Source organism: bacterium, assembly GCA_024226335.1.
GTDB lineage: Bacteria > Myxococcota_A > UBA9160 > SZUA-336 > SZUA-336 > JAAELY01.
Map to the genome: position 1 here is coordinate 32,312 of JAAELY010000333.1, position 17,484 is coordinate 49,795.

Here is a 17,484-nt window from a genome sequence, read left to right on the forward strand (position 1 = left end):
CTGCAGATCTACGGATCTGCGATCGGATCACGCTTCTTGCTCAGGCGGCGACTTCCGCTTCTCGCTCGAATCCTCCCTGTGCAGAGATTCCCTGGCAGACGACCGGGGTGCGCGAACGCGCACCCCGGCATCTTTCGTTCGCTTGTCTCGGTTCAGTGCTCTTCTGCAACCCGCTAGAAGCGAATCGCACGCGTCCGGATCAGTGTCGCCAGATGCGAGCGCTGATCTTCATCGAGGAGTTCGTGAAACTCCCGCAATGTGACGGCGACCGCACGCTGTACGGCGCGAGCGGCTTCGACCCGCTTCTGCGTGGCCGCATCCGTGCGTTCCATGTCGAAGGTATCGGCGTCGAACGCATCGGCGACGTCGGCTGCGGCACGCCGCAGATCGACGGCGGATTGCTCTCGCTCGATTTTCAGGCGTTCCAGGATGCGTGACGCCTCATTGACCTGATCCTGAGTCAGATCGAGGCGGTGGGCCAGAAAGCGGAGGGGCCGCCTCGTGCCGAGTCCCGAGGATCCGAACACGGAATCCTGCTCACGGCGGCTGGAGAACACGGTTTTGCAGCCGCGTGGCGAAGTGCTCCGATGGCGCTCTTCGCCGGCGATGTCGGGTCCGCAGGCGGCCCACTCGTAGTGTCTGCGCGCACGGCGCCAGTGTCGATGGTGCATTCTATTCTCCTCTCGCGGGGGCTCTTGCGTCCCCGCGGGGTGTCCTACGCGGGCGGAAGTGCCTCGCGCGGGTCGGGCCAGGGCGGCGCCGACTCCTGGATTTTCGGGCAGGCTCTTCGGGAGATCAATGCAGTTCCGACGCTGCAGGCATGGGTAGTCCTGGGCAAGAGCCGCTATAGTCGCGCAATGCCACAGTATTCATTCGATGTATCCACCGGGGTCGATCTCCAAGAAGTCGACAATGCCAGCAATCAGGCCCGAAAAGAGATTGCTCAGCGCTACGATTTCCGCGGTTCGAAATGCACGATCGAATTCGAACGAAAGGCGGCATCGCTGACGATCGAAGGCGATGACGCGTTTCGCGTCAAGACAGTGATCGAGGTGCTTCGCGAGAAGCTGATCAAACGCAAAGTGCCGGTCCGAAACCTGGACATGGGTGAAGATGAACCTGCCGGGGCCGGTCGCGTGCGGCGCAAGATCTCGCTCATCCAGGGCATCGACTCGGATACCGCCAAGAAGATCGTCAAGGAAGTCAAAGCGCAGAAGTTCAAGAAGGCGCAGGTCGCGATTCAGGGCGAAGAGTTGCGGGTATCGAGTCCCGCCAAGGACGTCCTTCAGGAAGTCATCACCTTTTTGAAGAGTCAGGACTACGGAATCGAACTCGAATTCGGAAACTACCGATAGACGGCGTTCCGTTTCCGATTGCAGGCCGGGAAACTATTCGGCTTCGGCGGTCTGTTTCGCGGCTTCCTTGAGTTCTTCGAGCGACTCGTGCAAGAAGTCCATCAGGTCCCAAACGTCCGGCATCAGTTCCCTGCAGACGATGATTCCGAAATCGAGACTTCCGTTGTAGCTCTGCACTGTGATGTTCACACCCACGCCGTCGTTGATCGCCGATACCGGGTAGTTGCCTACGAGCCTCGAGCCCACTCCGTAGAGCGGGAACTGCGGTCCCGGTACGTTTGAGATCACGACGTTGAACGGCACGTCGATCCAATCCGCAACGGTCGCCCGCGCGATCACACGAGCCGCGCGAGCCGCAACGGCGGGCGGCGCGAATTGCGCGAAATCCTGTAGCAGTGTTGCGGGCAGCGCATTGTGCTGTTCCTTCGCGATCCTCATGGATTCGTGAATCCTCGCCAGGCGAATCAAAGGGTCGGAAACATCAGTGTGCAGTGACGCACTCATGGCTGAAACCTGATTGCCGAAACTTCCCGCCTGTTCTTCGGTGCGCACGGAGACAGGCACCATCGCAATCAACGGATCTGCAGGCAGTTCCTTCTGCTCGAGCAGATAGCGACGTAGGGCTCCAGAACACAGCGCCAGGACCACGTCGTTGACCGTCACGCCCAGCTGGCTCTTGATGTCCTTCACGTCCGCGAGCGGCACCGAGCCGAACGCGAAGCGCCGATGCGGCGTGATGCGATCATTGAATGGCGTGCGCGGTGCACGGGTCGAGGCTTCCGAGAGCAGTTCGTCGGGTTTGCGTCCCGCGATCCGGCGAATCACCGAAGTTCCCGGAAGCTCGCCGAATCCAAGGGATCTGGTGAGCGCGGGAAGATTGCGCAAGGAGTCGCGTCCGAGACGGAAGGCCTTGCGAGGAGTCCCCGCAACCGCCCAGAGTCCACGTGCGAGCATCTCCAATTGTGAAGGTTCCGGTTCCGGACGCCAGGCGCGCCGGGGTGGATCAACGATGCGCGGAACCGGGTCGAGGTCGAGCAGGCTTGTGAGGATCTCCGCACCTGAAACGCCGTCGATCGCGCAGTGATGGATCTTCGTAAGCTGTGCGAAGAGTCCCTTCTCGAGGCCCTCGATCACATACAGCTCCCAGAGCGGACGGCTGCGATCCAGAGGGCGAGCGACGATGCGGGATACCTGTTCAGCGAGTTGGTGCGCATCGCCCGGAGGTGGCAGGCCAATGTTTCGCACATGGAAATCGAGGTCAAAATCCGGATCCTCGATCCAGTAGGGATGATCCAATCCCAGCGGAACCTCCACCAGTCGGCGGCGATACGGCGGTAGAAGATGGATTCGATCGCTGATTAGTTGTTTGATGTCTTCGAAGCTTGCCGGTGCACCTGGGGAGGTCGATGGATCGAAGATCGCCAGACCGGAAACGTGGCCGTAGGTGGTCGGAGTTTCGAGGTTGAGAAAGCTGGTATCGAGCCCGGTGAGCTGTTCCATGGCGTGCCTCTAGCCGTTGTTGGAAAAGCGAAACTGCCAGAGTCCTCTTCTACACCCTTTTCAGGCAGAAGGGTCGAAAATGCTCCGGCGTGGATCCCCTTGAAGCCCGGCGCCGAGAGCGTGCGCCGGGCATCCGGAGATCGTAACTTCGGGTGAATGGGTCAATCCTGCGAGACAGCGCAGCACTGGGAGCCTCGGAGTTGAAGCGCACGCTGTTGGGGCGGATCGGACGGCGCCTGGAGCGCTGGTATCAGTCCCTGGCGCGGCGTGTTTTTGGCTTGCCCGTTCTCTTGTTACAGCGCTTGTTCGATTTTCGCTTTGTGGCTTTTACAACCGGACGTATCGGCCATCTGGCGTCTGAGCCCGATCTGTTCATCAAAGAAGGGCGACTCGATCTCAGGCCTGATTTCCGCGAGATTGTCCTGGTCAGACCCGATCGGATCGCCAATGCGAGCATGCTCGAATACTGGGCGCAGTATCTACGCATCGTCCGTTCGCCGCTCCTCACGTGGTTGCTGTGGCCATTCGCGAAGGACCCGCGACTGATCTACGACACCCAGGCCTACGCGACTGTGCAGAAATCGACCGCGACCTACGGCAGAATCCTCACGGACTGGGGAGATCGCGCTCCGTTGCTCGAGTTGACTTCGGAACATCGACGTCGCGGCGAGCGAGTGTTGCGGGAACTCGGTGTGCCCGAGGGAGCGTGGTTTGTCGCCGCTCACTGCCGCGAGAGCGGATTTGCTCCCAAAGACCAACAGAACTTCCGAAACGCCGACGCTCTTACCTTTATTCCCGCAATCGAGGAGATCGTCAGTCGCGGTGGCTGGTGTATTCGACTCGGCGACTCGACGATGAAGCCGCTGCCGTCGATGCGCAATGTCGTCGATTATGCCCTCAGCGACGCCAAGTCGGACTGGATGGATGTCTTTCTGTGCGCCAGTGCAAGGTGTTTTCTCGGCAGTGCATCGGGGCTGGCGAATCTATCGCCGATATTCGGTGTGCCGTCGGCGCAAGCGAACCAGGTTCCGTTGTCGGTCGTGGTGCCTTGTGGCAACCCCATGATTGGAATTCCGAAACTGGTGTGGTCTGAAACGGAGGCGCGTTATCTCGATTTCAAGGGAATATTCGACTCTTCGGTCGAGAGCTTCCGCTACGACGAAGACTGGGATGAAGCGGGTTATCGATTGGTCGACAACACGGCCGACGAAATCCTCGAACTGGTTCGCGAACTGCTGGAGTATGCAGACGGAGCGCCCGGATACACGCCGGATGACGAACGCCTACAAGCGGCTTTCAAAGGCTTGATGCACGACGGGCACTACAGCTACGGCGCTCCCGGTCGTGTCGGCCGCGACTTCCTTAGGCGCCACGAAACACTTCTTCCGGGCGGTTGAGTCGAAGTGGGTTCCTCCCTCGACCCGGCTGGGAGGGGAGACGGGTGGTGTGAACCGGGTTGAGGGGGAGGGGCTAGTGGTTCAACTCTCCAAATCCGACCTGCACTTGGCAGGGCCGGATTTCACCGGCGTTGTTTCTGAGGGCGAGAACAACGCAGGCTGCGGGTGGAAAGTCTGTTCCAGACAGGCGGGAGTAAACGGCTGTGGACCCGACTGGGACAATGGACCGCTAGCGGTCGTGGGGAGGGTCTGGTGTACGGGGGTTGGAGTCTGTGGCTCCGTTGCCCAGGTCTGCCCGGCGATCAAGAGCATTCCCGTCAGCAGCATGATTCCAGCAATAACGTCGGTCGGGCTCAGGCAGCGTCGCATTCCAATCCTCCACGGCGGGTCAGCCCGCCTTCTGATAAGGATCATCGGGGGATCGGGGTTCTTCCGCTGTGAAGTGCTTCACTGCCGGCGAAAAACCTGGCGAAAATCTCTCAAGTAGCTGAAATAGAAAAAAAGTTCTGATTTAGGCCCTGTCCGAGCTCTCGAGCGATCTGGTTCAGCACCTCTGGCTCCGCGCCAACTCCCAGAGTGAACCGACCGTGACTCAGGTCATCGAGTGTCATCAACTCCTTGGCGAAGGGCACCGGGTGGCGGAAGTTGGCCGACGCAACCAGAGTTCCCAGGCGGATTCGAGACGTGACCAGGGCCGCAGCGGCCAATGTAGGAACGGCGCCGAACCACGGACCATCGCGCAGATTGCGCCAGGTGAGGTGGTCGTAGGTCCACGCGTGATCGAGCCGAGTTGCTCGACCATCTGCCAGCGTTCCCGCATCACGGACCAACGTTCCTCGGGTAGGATTACGACGCCGAAACGCAAGAACTCAGCTGCCGCCCGGGTTCTTGTCGAATTGCCGGACGTCTTCGGGAATCTCGACCCAGTCTTGTTTGCTCGATGTCCAGACGTGGAGCCGCGGCTTCAGCGAGCGCGTGTCATCGAGCGTGCCCGGTTTGATATTGACGGTGGTCGCCATGGAAATGGGCATGTGATGGATCCGTGTGCCGCAATCCGCACAGAAGAAACACTCGACGGTCTTGCCAGAGTCTGTTTGGCGCTCGAAGCTGCGCGGTTCCCCGGCGGTCAGCGTGAAGGATTCCCGCGGTGTGATCATGCTCATGCCGAAAGCGCTACCGGATTGACGCTGACACTCCGTACAATGACACGCTGCGATGGGCGGTTCCGGGCCTTCGATGCGGTAGCGGATCTTGCCGCACTGACATCCACCTTCGATCCCCGGTTCCATACTTCGAGTATTGCAGCTGATCGCTATTCGCGCCGCTCCAGGGTGAGCAAGCTGAAGGCGTATTCGTGTTGCTCATCGGCCGAGAAATCGCGTCGCCAGGTTTCCCGCCATTGCGTGCGGTCGAAGCTCGGAAACAGCGTTTCGCCCGCAACGTCGGCGTGGACCTCTGTCAGGTAGAAAGTTCGCGCCAGCGGAAGGGCCGCTGCATACAAAGCCGCACCGCCGATCACCAAAGCCTCCGGTGCGTTCGCAGTCAATGCGATGGCGCGCTCCAGACTGTGAGCTACGACCACGCCCTCCGGCGAAAACCCAGGATCTCTACTCAGGACCAGGTTTTCGCGTTTTGGCAGGGGCCGGCCGATCGATTCGAAGGTTCGGCGTCCCATGATCACCGGCTTGCCCAGCGTGGTGCGTTTGAAGTGCGCGAGATCTTCGGGCAGGCGCCAGGGCAGTTCGCCCCTTGTGCCAATGACGCGATTTCGCGCGACCGCTGCGATCAGCGAAAGCACTTCTCAAACGGCGATCGGCGCTTTGATCGCCGGGTGGCTGCGGTAGTCCACGAGTTCGATATCGTCGATGCCGAAGTCGAAGATCGATTGCACCTCGGGATTGAGTTTGAGTATCGGCAGAGCGTAGGGCTCGCGCGAAAGCTGCTCGTCGGCCTGATCGAGGTGGTTCAGGTACAAGTGTGTGTCTCCGAGAGTGTGCACGAAGTCGCCGACCTCCAGCTGGGTCACCTGCGCGATCGCGTGAGTGAGCAGCGCGTACGAGGCGATGTTGAAAGGCACACCGAGAAAGATGTCAGCGCTGCGCTGATACAGCTGACACGAGAGTCGCCCATCGGCGACGTAGAACTGGAACAAGAGGTGGCAGGGCGGCAGAGCCATCTCGTCGAGTTCGCCGACATTCCAGGCGTTCACGATCAGTCTGCGTGAATTGGGATCGCTGCGGATCTGATCGATCACCCGCGAAATCTGATCGACCGTACTGCCATCGGCGCAGCGCCAGGAGCGCCACTGCGAACCGTAGACCGGACCGAGATCCCCATTCGCGTCGGCCCACTCGTCCCAGATACTCACCCCGTGTTCGTGCAGATAGGCCAGGTTCGTATCTCCACGCAGGAACCAGAGAAGTTCGTGGAAGATCGACCGCAGATGCAGCTTCTTGGTCGTGAGTGCGGGGAATCCCTGTGCGAGGTCGAAACGCATCTGCCAGCCGAATACGCTGAGCGTTCCGGTACCCGTACGGTCTTCCTTGCGGTTTCCGTTCTTGCGAACGTGCTCCAGGAGTTTCAGATAGGCGTCCACTGTACTCCCCTCCCCAGGGAGCCTCAGTATAGGCTTCCACCGACGCCGACGCGCGCTGCAAGGCGCGCTGGATCGAAATCAGTCCCTTGGACTGGCGGGTACCTGTTCCTCGACCTGCACGTCCAGGTCCCGGCTGCGCTTCAGCCGCGCCGCTTCCATCTGGGCTCCGAGCTCCTTGCGCAGACTGTCGTCGCGCTCGGTCTCGATCGCCACGCGACGCTCGCGGGCGACCAGAAGCTTGTTCTCGAGTAGACGCGCGCGGCGCTTCAGGATGCGAGCCGGAAGGGGCTTTGAATTCGCCTCACCCATCAAGTTCACATCCACCCGGATCACGCCCCGAGACTGGTCGGTCGACAGAGCGCTCACTTCCAGTTGATTGATGCCTTCGGCGAGCGGAACGAATGCCGAAAAGCTCCCATCCGCGTCCAGAAGCACGTCGCTGGCCAGCCTGCCCGTCGTCTTGTTGCGGATCTCCAGGCGCTGGATGTCGGCCAGATCAAGGTCCTCGAAGGCGGCGATCAGATCGGCCGGATGCGCCACCGGCGTGAATACGCCCTCGCTCACGGAGGCCATCTCCTCGGTGACCAGCGGATCGGCCGTGGCGACCTTGCCGATTGCGAATGTGTCGAAGCGAATGCCCTTGCGGGATTCGTCGCGCGCAGTCGAAATCGCGAGTCGCGCATTACTCATCCGCGAGCGCGGGTCCGGTAGGGTCGGCTGGCCGTCCGTCATGAAGAGCACGATCTTGCGGGCATCTGGCCGGGTTTCGCTGGCCGCGTCCAGGCCGCCGGTAAGCTCGGCGGAAGCTGCCCGAACCGCTGCCGCGATGTTCGTCTTACCGTGCGGTCCTTCATCGAGCAGGCGGTCGAGTCCGCGCGCGACCTTCTTGAAATTGCTGGTCAGAGGCACCGCGGTAAACGCGTCGCGGGTCTGGGGTCGGCGGTCGCCCGAGAAAGACACCACGCCGACCCGCGTCGTCTCTGGATCCAGTTGATCGAGAAGAGTGCGAGCGGCCGCAATCTCCGCGGCCAGGATCGAGTCCCCGGGATCGGTACTCGCGGTCGAAATCATCCAGGTAAAGAACGGGAAGAGGAAGGAGCCTTGCTTGCGACCCGTATCGCCGTTTCCGTCTACGTCGGCCCCCGATGGCGCAGCCGTACTCGTAGAGACGTCAATGACCACGACGACGTCGAACTTGCCCGACTTCCCACCCAGTGCGAGAGCTCGCCCGGAGACGAAGACGCGGCCTTCTTCCGTAGCGACCTCGGTGTTGTTCTGAGGCGAGTCCACCGTGAGCCTGAGCTTGCCGGTGGAATCGGCCATGGCCGAAGCTTCGAGCAGGAAGGCAATGGCCAGAACGGCCAGGCAGGCGGTGCGCGGATACATGTCGACCTCCGTCGACCGTTCCCCCTTCGGTCCCTGCCAGCCTTTTCGGACAGGGATGCTCGTTACCTGATTGTTTTTGAGGGGAAATCACCATTACTGAAAAACCCGCTTTCGGTGCTCGAAACAGTACATCGGGAGTCGTTTTCCCGAGTTGCGGGGCCTGAACTAGCAGTTGCCCGCTATTGCTCAGGAAGCCCTTGACAAACCTGAGCTTTTCCCCTACAATGCCGCCGTCCTTTGATATTGAAAACGGTTCGGCTCGCTTCGGCGGGCCATTTTTTTGTCGATCTATTTCGCCTTTTGTTTGCTTTTTCGAGTCGCCGCATAGCGCTCGAGCCGATCCGCGAGGTTCCCGCTTATGCGGGTAAACACCTCCAGGTCTTCTGGGTCCAGGTCTGCCCAGATGGTGTCGATCGCGTCTTGCCGTCGCGCTCTCAGACCGCGCATGACCCGTCTTCCCGATCCGGACAATCCGTACTCCCGCTGCCGCGCGTCCCGAGTACCGATCGAAACCCGAATCAGGTCCCGGTCGATCAACTGCCGGATCGTTTTCGAAACCGCGGCCGGTGAGCAATCGCGGCTGCGCGCGAACATCGAAGGCATGAAGTGCTCGGAGGAAATTTCCTCGAGTACCCGCCATTGGGCTTCCGTGAGTCCCGCAGAACTGGCGAGTTGTTCTCTGCGCACGGCAAAGCTCTCGCTCAAGCGTTGAAGTGCTTCCAGCCCCGCATCGATGGCATCGGCTCGTCTTGCTTTATTCATCGTACTCATATATTAACTGTGGTTAAGTAATTTCACAAGCACGACGAGGCCCGGGAGGCTCAAAATGGACATCAACCAATCGATCCAGAAGCGCTTTGGCGAAGCCGCGAACCAGTACGCGGTGGCCGGTGTGCTCTCCACGGGACCCGACTTCGAACGCCTGATCCAGGCAGCGGAACTGAAGGGACACGAACGGGTACTGGATCTGGCGACCGGCACCGCCCATACCGCACTCGCGTTCGCTCCCCATGTGCAGGAGGTCGTCGGTCTGGATCTGACACAAGCGATGTTGGAGGCCGCAGCGAACCTGGCCCGGGAACGAGGTGTCGACAATCTGATCCTGCAAAAGGGCCTGGCAGAAGCCCTGCCTTTTCCGGACGCGTGTTTCGATCTGGTCGTTGCGCGCCAGGGGCCTCACCACTTCCGCGCAATCGGGAAGGCAATCTGTGAAGCAGCTCGAGTCTTGAAACCGGGAGGGATATTCGCAGTCATCGACTCGATCTCACTCGACGATCCGCTCCTGGACACGTTCATGAACGCGGTTGAGATTCTGCGCGATTCATCCCATGTGCGAAATCACAACCTGGCGCAGTGGCGGGGATTCTGCGAAGTAGCCGGGATGCGCGTCGAAGCGCAGGACGCCTGGCGAGTGCGGCTCGAGTTTGACGATTGGCTCGAGCGAGGTGGCACTTCGCCCACCGCATCGGCCCAACTGCGCCAGATGTTCGACACGGCGACTGCAGAAGTCCGGGAAGCCTACGAAATCGATACTCCCCGGAGCTATGACTTCAGTCTGCCCGTTGGTCTCACCAAAGCGCGTCTTTGAGGCATCGGCCGTTTCAGCGTCGTTCCAGGCGCCGAATGCTGAACATGCTCTCGCGCAAGTCCGGCTCCGTTTCGAGCTTGGTGATGACCCGTTCGGTTCTGGTCTGGTCCAGCAGGCTCCGCATCGTGGACTGTCGAGGCACTGCTATGCCTCGAATCGTCTCGATCTCATCCGGATTCGCCCGGTACTCTTTGACTTCGATGCCAGCGGCGTCCCAATAACGCGTGCGAATCGGAATCCAGTGCTCCCGGTGGACGAAGACTCGAAGCCGTGAGTACTGTGATCCTGAATCTGCTTTCGGAAAAACATCGATGACATAGCAGGGTTCGCCTTTCTCTGTCTCGTTGGCGACGCGTTTGTAGAGGCTGTCCTCGAGTTCGCGCGGCAGGATGTCCTCCATCGAAAAGTCCGTACCCAGAATGGACTCGCCCAGGTTCACTCGCCGCACTTTTCGCGCGCTCGGAAAGTACACGAACTGGTCGTCCGGCCGGCCTTCGTTTTGGATGACCAGGTAGCCCGAGCCTTTCATGTCGCGGGGTTTGGTGTACTTGAGGAGGGATTTCGAAAGCACGCGCTTGCCCGCGGCTTCACCCGCATCGCGAAAGTCCTTGTAACGCAATCGGAGCGCGCTGACCTGCGTGTTTCCCGCGGCGTCGGAAGAACTCAGGGTCTCTCGCTGATCGGAGGCCAGTAATCGGTTCTCCAGAACGCGCGCAAAGATCTCCTTGCCGGTCAGTGCCGAGCTCTCCGGCACTGCGTCCTCGGTTCCGACAGAGCCCACGGGCGGAAGGGACTCGGCCGCCTCGACGCAAAACGCAAACACGACTCCCAGAATTACTCCCAGTACTCTCATAGGCCATATCCTCTCACGCGGGTTCTGTCCCATCCAGTGCCCGGGTCAGTGTTCAGGTACACCGAAGACCTCTTCGCCGGCTTGCGAAGCTGAGGCCAAGCCTGCGTATACTTCTACCACGGAGGAAACTCGATGGTGCTGACCGAGTTGAAGAAAGAGATCTGCGAGGCGATCGAGGCGATGCGGGGTGACCTGATCAGCGTTTCGCGCGAGATTCACGCGAATCCCGAGCTCTCATTCGAGGAGTTCAAGGCTGCTGAGCTACTGGCTGACACCGGTCGCCGCGGCGGACTCGATGTAGAGGTCGGCGTCTACGGTCTCGATACTGCGCTCCAGGCGGAGTTCGGCGATCCGAACGCGCCATGTGTCGCACTCCTATCGGAATACGATGCGTTGCCAGAGATCGGACACGCCTGCGGGCACAACCTGATTGCTACATCGGCGCTCGGGGCGAGTCTCGTACTAGCAGCGCTCGGGGAGCGGTTGCCCGGTCGGGTTCGATGGCTGGGTACGCCGGCGGAGGAGCACGGTGGTGGCAAGGAACTGATGGCACGTGAAGGTGCATTCGACCGTGTCGATGCTGCGCTCATGATTCATCCGGCCGGGATCAACCTCGTGACCATGCCCTGCATCGCGATCGCCTACGTCGAGGTTTCCTATCACGGCCGTGCGGCGCACGCTTCGGCCATGCCGTCCGCCGGGATCAATGCGCTCGATGCGCTCGTGATTGCCTATCAGGCGATCGGAGCGCTGCGCCAGCACATCAAAGTGACGGAGCGACTGCACGGAATCATCACCAACGGTGGGCAGGCGGCGAACATCGTGCCCGAACTGGCAAAGGGATCCTTCGTTGCGCGCGCCGCCGATGCTTCCGAACTCGCGCTATTGAAGAAACGCGTCGAGGGTTGCCTGCGCAGCGGGGCCGAGGCGACCGGCGCGCGGCTGGAGATGGAGTGGGGCGACGTGGACTACATGGACTTGAACACGAGTTGGCCTCTCGCGAAGGCCTTCCAGGCGAACGCCGAAAGTCTGGGGCGGGATTTCTTTCCGTTCGACAAACTACCCGCTGGGATTCAGGGGAGTACGGATATGGGCAATGTGAGTCATCGCTTGCCTTCGATTCACCCGATGATCGCTTCGGCTCCACCAAACTGCACGATCCACAACGCTGAATTCACGGAGTGGTCCGGTGGAGAGATGGGTGATGCTGCCCTGATTGACGGCGCGAAAGCACTCGCCATGACCGCTCTGGATTTTCTGTGTGATGAAACACTTCGCAAGCAAGCCGCTGAGGCGTTCAAAGCTTCAACCGCGGGAGCCACCCTGTGAGCGACGTTACACTCCCCAAGAAGGGCATTGAGCGCAAAGAGCTGTTCGCGCGCATGGAAGAGCGCAAAGCAAAGGATGCGAACTGGCGGGCCGCGCGCACATTCAGCCTTCTCTACCCGGTGGGTGAGGAGGTGGATTCCGTTCTGTCCGAAGCGAATAATCTCTACCTGTACGAGAACGCGCTCAACCCGTTCCGCTTTCCAAGCCTGCGAGAGATGGAAGTCGAGATCGTCTCGATGACGACGAATCTACTCAACGGCGGCGAAAATGCCGGAGGCTGCCTGACCTCAGGCGGTACCGAGTCGATTCTCATGGCTTCGAAGACGGCGCGCGAGCGTGCAAAGAAGGAGCGGGGCGTAACCCGTCCCAAGTTGCTCGCGCCGCATTCCGCGCACCCGGCGTTTGCAAAGGCGGCGCTCTACCTGGGCATGGAGCATGTGCAGATTCCATTGCGCGACGACTACCGAGCAGATCCCAAAGCGGCCGCCGAATTGATCGACGACGATACGGCGATGGTCGTGGGTTCCGCTCCCTGTTACCCGTTTGGCGTGATCGATCCAATCGAAGAACTCGCTGGACTCGCAGCCGAGCGCGGTATTGCCTTCCATACCGATGCATGTCTGGGCGGGTTCATGCTGCCGTTCTTCGAGCGCATAGGTGAGCCAATTCCCCCGTTCGACTTTCGAGTGGAAGGTGTATCGACGATCTCTGCTGATGTGCACAAGTACGGCTACTCCACCAAGGGTTGTTCTGTGATCGCACATCGCGATGAGGCTTCACTGAAAGCGAACCAGCTCTTCGTTTATTCGGAGTGGCCGGGCGGGATCTACGGCTCGTTCGCCATGGCGGGCGCACGACCGGCCGCACCCATCGCGGCGGGCTGGGCGATTCTCAACTATCTGGGCGAAGAGGGTTACACTCGTCTGGCCAGCGTCGTTCGCGACACGGTCCGCAAATTCCAGGCGGGCATCAACGAGATCGATGGATTGAACGTGATTGGCGAGCCGCAGATGACGTTATTCGCCTTTGGTTCGGACAAATACGATATCGCGGCAATCGGCGATGTGATGGACGATCGCGGCTGGTGCCTGGACAGACAGGGAAATCCAGACGCTCTGCACATGATGCTCTCGCCAGCACACGCCGAAGTTGCGGACGAGTTCTTGTCGGATCTACGCGATGCCGTGAAGACTCATGGAGAATCCCAGGGCAAGGAAGCGCGCTACTCCTGATGGCGCGCTTCTGAGGCCGGCTAGGGAACCTCTGCACAGGGAGGCTGCGGCTGCGAAGCGCGATGCATCCGCCTGCGCTGCGTGGCGCGACCCCTTGCAGATCTACGGATCTGCGATCGGATCACGCTTCTTGCTCAGGCGGCGACTCCCGCTTCTCGCTCGAATCCTCCCTGTGCAGAGATTCCCTAGCGCTTCAGTCCCAGTTCGTGCGCAATTTCGAGCGCTGCGTTTCGTCCGGGTGCGCCCATGACTCCACCACCCGGATGCGTTCCGGAGCCGCATAGGAAAAGCCCGGGGAGCGGAGTGCGATAGCGTGACCAGTCGGGAACTGGCCTCATGAACAGCAGGCGATCCATGCTCATGGCCCCGTGGAAGATATTTCCGCCGGTCAAGCCGAACTCGCGCTCCAGGTCCGGGGCTACCAGAGTTTCGGCGTGTTCGATGCTGTTCTGGAATCCCGGTGCGACTCTCTCTATCGCCGCGAACACTCGGTCTCGCATCTCGTCGCGCAAACTCGGCCAGCGCGGATCGTCGTTTGCCAGAGCGGGAGCGTATTGGCAGAAGATGGAGGCCACATAACGTCCTTCGGGGGCAAGGGTCGGGTCCAGCGTCGACGGAATTGTGAGTTCCACGACAGGCAGTTCAGAAACGCGACCCGCGTGGGCGTCATCATAGGCTCGCTCGATCCCGTCGAGGTCCGTAGGCCCGATGTGGATGGTACCCGTGAGCGGTTGTGTTTCGCGGTCCGCAATCGCGAAGTTCGGCAGTTCGTTTAGGGCCAGGTTGATTTTCACGACCGGGCTGCGGTAGTCGATGCCCGCGATCGCGCGGGTGAATTCTTCGGGCAAAACGGCCTTGTCGTCCAGGCTCGCAAACGTGCGCGCCGGATCTGCACTCGACACAACGGCATCGCATCTGATTTCCTCACCGTTCGCCAATGCCACGCCTACGCTTCGACCACTGCGGGTTACGATCTGCTCGACTTCTGCGTTGGTGCGCAGCTCCGCTCCGTGACGACGTGCCGCATCTGCAAGTGCTTCCGTGAGTGCTCCCATGCCGCCCTGGACGTACGACCACACGCCGCGATGTCCGCCTAGTGAACCCATCACGTGATGGAACAGCACGTAGCCGGTTCCGGGTTGGCTCGGTGCTGCGAACGCACCGATCACGGCGTCCGTCGCCAGTGTGGCTCGCAGCGGTTCCGCATCGAAGTACTCTTCGAGCAATGACCGCGCAGGGCCGAGTAGAAGCCGAGCGGCCTTGGGCAGATCGCGACCCAGCTTCAAACCCGCACGGGCGCCCAGCCAGAGTGGCTTCAAATCGGCAGGTCGACGGACGCGTACGTCCGGAGCGGGCGCATCCAGAGTTGGCTCGATGGCTGCTGCGATGCGCTCGAGGAGAGCCTCGTAGCGGGGATAGATCTCCGCGTCGTGAGCCGAGAACTTGCGGATGTCCGCCACGTTCTCACTCATCGAAGGTCCCAGCACCAGCGATCGGCCGTCGAGCAGCGGAGTAAAAGAGGACGGTGAGCGCGGTAGAAGACGCAGGCCGGAGCTTTCGAGCTGCAGGTCGCGCACGATCTGCGGGCGCAGAAGGGAGACGACGTAGGATGCGCGGGAGACCTTGTACCCGGGCCAGCATTCCTCGGTCACACACGCCCCGCCCAGGATCTCGCGACGCTCCAGTACCGTGACCCGGGCGCCCGCTCTCGCCAGATAGGCGGCGCAGATCAGCCCGTTATGTCCTCCGCCCAGGATCGCGACGTGAGGTGCATCCGTCACGAATTCAGTCCAGTCGCGGTCGCGATGTCTTCGTGATGGAAGGACTCGTCTCCTGCGGAGCCGTGCCTTCTCGGAAAGGCTGGAACGCTGCATCGGGATCGCCCGGAAGAGCGCGCAATCCGGTCTTGCGATTGATGCGCGAGAACACGATGCCGTCGGGTACCGGGAAGTCGCGTACGGTATGGCCTTTCAGTGAAGTCTTCATATAGTCCAGGAAAATCGGACTTGCGGCGCGAGACCCGGTCTCGTTCTTGCCCAGGTTCCTGGCCTGGTCGTAGCCTACCCAGACACCGGCAGCGATTTCGGGCGTGAAGCCGATGAACCACGCGTCGCGCAAATCGTTTGTGGTACCGGTCTTTCCGGCGACGGGTCGGCGCAGCGCACGCACGCGCCGACCGGTTCCGTCTTCGACGACGGCCCGCAGCATATCGGTCATCAAGTACGCAGTTATCGGATCGAATGGATTGTTCGGGTCGCGGAGATGGTCCTTTTGCTCGGTGTGGCCTGCGAGGACCACTGGGTCCGCAATGACGTCGATCTCGGCTTCGGCCGCGAGGCCGGGATCGAGTTCTTCTTCGTCGGGGATGGCCGTATCCTCGGCATCGTCGACCGTCAAGCTCGCCAGCAACGGAATATTCTCTTCGAGGATTTCACCGTTGCGATCCCGGATCTCGAGGATATAGATCGGATCGATGAGCCGGCCGCCTGCGGCGAAGCTCGTGTAGCCGCGCACCAGTTCACCCAAGGTCAGTTCGCTGTTCCCGAGCGCCAGCCCGAGGTTGTTCTCGAGCTTCGAAGAAATGCCAACGCGCCGCGCGAAACGCTTCACGGGACCGAGTCCTATATCGCTCAGAATCTTGATCGTCGCGACATTACGCGACTTCGCGAGAGCATTGCGGAGAGTGATGGGACCGTAGAACTTGTCGCTGTAGTTCTCCGGCTTCCACACCATTCCAGTGCTCTGATCTTCGTAGACGATCGCGGTGTCGTGCACGATGCTCGCCGGTGTGTAGCCGCCCTCGATGGCCGCAGCGTATACGAATGGCTTGAAGCCGGATCCCGGTTGACGTCGCGACTGCAGCGCGCGATTGAACTGGCTGCGGTTGAAGCTGTAACCGCCGATCATCGCCTGCAGGTGGCCTGTGCCCAGGTCGACCGCGACCAAAGAGCCCTCGGCCAAGGGTCTCTGAAACAACTGAAACTCGTCTCCGACCTTTTCGATCCAGACCAGATCGCCGGTATGCAGTGCCTCACTCATGCGTTTGATGCGCGGTAGGATGCCGTCGATTTTTGGATCGGGTACGCGCGCCCAGTTCGTTTGCTCGAACGTCAGGACTGTTTCGATCTCGACGCTCAGAGAAAGCGTAGCAGTGCCTTCTTTGTCATCGATGGCCGTGACCAGCCCGCGATAGACTTCTTCTTCACCGTGCCTGACCTCTGTGTTGGATTCGCTGATCGCAGCGAGTGTCGACAGCCACTCTTCTTGAGGAACGTTCTTGATCGGGCCGCGGTAGCCCTGGCGCCGATCGTGAGCGCGCAGTCCGCGTCGTACCGCGCGGTACGCGTTGAGTTGCCGCTGGGGATCGATCGTGGTCTTCACGCTCATGCCGCCCGTCAGCACGCGATCATTGCCGAAGCGCGTCACCAGATAGCGTCGGACTTCCTCGACGAAGTAGGAACTCGCAGCCCGCAACTCGTTCCAGCCGCGTGGATTGAAGACCAGTTCGCGGGCCAGTTCTTCCTGGTATTGCTCCTCGTTGATGAAGCGCTCGTTGCGCATGCGACCCAGGACCGACTTCTGCTTGCGCAACGCGGTTTCCCTGTTGCGAAACGGCGTCCACAGGGATGGCGCCGGCACCATGCCCGCGATCAGAGCGGCTTCCGCGGTATTGATCTCCGTGACACTCTTCGCGAAGTAGTTCTGCGCAGCGGCTTCGACGCCATAGGCCCCCGAACCCAGGTAGATCTGGTTCAGGTACAGGAAGAGGATCTGATTCTTGTCCAGGTCCCGTTCAATGCGGCGGGCGAGCACCATGTCTTTCATCTTGCGGATGAAACTGCGCTCGTTGGTCAGCAAGAAGGTCTTGGCCACCTGCTGGGTGATCGTGCTGCCGCCCTGTTTGACCGATCCGGCTCGCAGATTCTTGAGCGCCGCACGCATGATGCCGGGGTAGTCCAGGCCCTCGTGTTCGTAAAACGACGAATCTTCTGCGGCGATGAAGGCTTGCACCACGTGATCGGGGATCATCTCGATCGGCATGATGATGCGCCGCTCTTCGGCAAAACTCGCGATTTCCAGCCCGTCGCGGTCCAGGAACCGGGTGATCAGCTTGGGCCGATAGTCATCCAGGGAGCGGATCTCGGGCAGATCTCGAAGGATCAGGGCGTAGAATAGCGCCACCCCGGCCACGCAGGCGACCGCGCCGAGGACTACCAGTGCGAGCAGGATCTGGATGAGGCGTTTCAA

The 17,484-nt window shown here is 60.8% G+C and carries 15 protein-coding genes and 1 pseudogene; 5 read left to right on the forward strand and 11 right to left on the reverse strand.

Annotated elements, in window-relative coordinates; genetic code table 11:
- Positions 1 to 173: 173 nt before the first annotated feature.
- Positions 174 to 671, reverse strand: coding sequence for a hypothetical protein (locus GY725_17280; protein MCP4005945.1), 498 nt, complete (start codon positions 669 to 671; stop codon positions 174 to 176).
- A gap of 186 nt (positions 672 to 857) precedes the next feature.
- Between GY725_17280 and GY725_17285 the strand changes: the two genes are divergently transcribed.
- Positions 858 to 1,355 carry a YajQ family cyclic di-GMP-binding protein gene (locus tag GY725_17285; protein MCP4005946.1) on the forward strand — a complete coding sequence of 166 codons (498 nt, stop codon included), beginning with the start codon at positions 858 to 860 and terminating at the stop codon, positions 1,353 to 1,355.
- A 33-nt stretch (positions 1,356 to 1,388) separates the two neighbouring features.
- On the opposite strand, the gene GY725_17290 is transcribed toward GY725_17285, so the two are convergent.
- Positions 1,389 to 2,855: a wax ester/triacylglycerol synthase family O-acyltransferase gene (locus GY725_17290; protein MCP4005947.1), complete on the reverse strand. Its 1,467-nt coding sequence runs from the start codon at positions 2,853 to 2,855 to the stop codon at positions 1,389 to 1,391.
- Between the two features lie 200 nt (positions 2,856 to 3,055).
- Here GY725_17290 and GY725_17295 point away from each other — a divergent pair, with 200 nt between their 5' ends.
- Positions 3,056 to 4,252, forward strand: a complete 1,197-nt coding sequence (locus GY725_17295) for a TIGR04372 family glycosyltransferase (protein MCP4005948.1) — start codon at positions 3,056 to 3,058, stop codon at positions 4,250 to 4,252.
- A 479-nt stretch (positions 4,253 to 4,731) separates the two neighbouring features.
- Here GY725_17295 and GY725_17300 read toward each other — a convergent pair.
- The 6 genes and pseudogenes from GY725_17300 to GY725_17325 form a co-directional block, all read right to left on the reverse strand.
- Positions 4,732 to 5,072: pseudogene (locus GY725_17300) on the reverse strand (LLM class flavin-dependent oxidoreductase).
- A gap of 49 nt (positions 5,073 to 5,121) precedes the next feature.
- Complete coding sequence (locus GY725_17305; GenBank protein ID MCP4005949.1) at positions 5,122 to 5,541, reverse strand: GFA family protein; 420 nt, start codon at positions 5,539 to 5,541, stop codon at positions 5,122 to 5,124.
- Between the two features lie 23 nt (positions 5,542 to 5,564).
- On the reverse strand, positions 5,565 to 6,050 hold the full coding sequence (locus GY725_17310; protein MCP4005950.1) for a dihydrofolate reductase: 486 nt from the start codon (positions 6,048 to 6,050) through the stop codon (positions 5,565 to 5,567).
- A gap of 3 nt (positions 6,051 to 6,053) precedes the next feature.
- Complete coding sequence (locus GY725_17315; protein MCP4005951.1) at positions 6,054 to 6,848, reverse strand: thymidylate synthase; 795 nt, start codon at positions 6,846 to 6,848, stop codon at positions 6,054 to 6,056.
- 78 nt (positions 6,849 to 6,926) lie between these two features.
- Positions 6,927 to 8,234, reverse strand: a complete 1,308-nt coding sequence (locus tag GY725_17320; protein ID MCP4005952.1) for a VWA domain-containing protein — start codon at positions 8,232 to 8,234, stop codon at positions 6,927 to 6,929.
- Positions 8,235 to 8,522: 288 nt separating this feature from the next.
- Positions 8,523 to 8,996 (reverse strand): MarR family transcriptional regulator, encoded by a 474-nt coding sequence (locus tag GY725_17325; protein MCP4005953.1) that lies wholly within the window; start codon positions 8,994 to 8,996, stop codon positions 8,523 to 8,525.
- Positions 8,997 to 9,060: 64 nt separating this feature from the next.
- Here GY725_17325 and GY725_17330 point away from each other — a divergent pair, with 64 nt between their 5' ends.
- On the forward strand, positions 9,061 to 9,822 hold the full coding sequence (locus tag GY725_17330) for a methyltransferase domain-containing protein (GenBank protein MCP4005954.1): 762 nt from the start codon (positions 9,061 to 9,063) through the stop codon (positions 9,820 to 9,822).
- 13 nt (positions 9,823 to 9,835) lie between these two features.
- Here GY725_17330 and GY725_17335 read toward each other — a convergent pair whose 3' ends face one another.
- Positions 9,836 to 10,675: an outer membrane lipoprotein-sorting protein gene (locus GY725_17335; GenBank protein ID MCP4005955.1), complete on the reverse strand. Its 840-nt coding sequence runs from the start codon at positions 10,673 to 10,675 to the stop codon at positions 9,836 to 9,838.
- Between the two features lie 138 nt (positions 10,676 to 10,813).
- Between GY725_17335 and GY725_17340 the strand changes: the two genes are divergently transcribed.
- Together GY725_17340 and GY725_17345 are read left to right on the forward strand one after the other, a co-directional pair.
- A complete protein-coding gene (locus tag GY725_17340; GenBank protein ID MCP4005956.1) occupies positions 10,814 to 12,004 on the forward strand; it encodes a M20 family metallopeptidase in 1,191 nt (396 codons plus the stop codon).
- Complete coding sequence (locus GY725_17345) at positions 12,001 to 13,236, forward strand: aspartate aminotransferase family protein (GenBank protein MCP4005957.1); 1,236 nt, start codon at positions 12,001 to 12,003, stop codon at positions 13,234 to 13,236. The genes GY725_17340 and GY725_17345 overlap by 4 nt, the downstream gene beginning before the upstream one ends.
- 185 nt (positions 13,237 to 13,421) lie before the next feature.
- Here GY725_17345 and GY725_17350 read toward each other — a convergent pair whose 3' ends face one another.
- On the reverse strand, positions 13,422 to 15,110 hold the full coding sequence (locus GY725_17350; protein MCP4005958.1) for an NAD(P)/FAD-dependent oxidoreductase: 1,689 nt from the start codon (positions 15,108 to 15,110) through the stop codon (positions 13,422 to 13,424).
- Complete coding sequence (locus GY725_17355) at positions 15,022 to 17,484, reverse strand: PBP1A family penicillin-binding protein (protein MCP4005959.1); 2,463 nt, start codon at positions 17,482 to 17,484, stop codon at positions 15,022 to 15,024. Before GY725_17355 ends, GY725_17350 begins: the two co-directional genes overlap by 89 nt.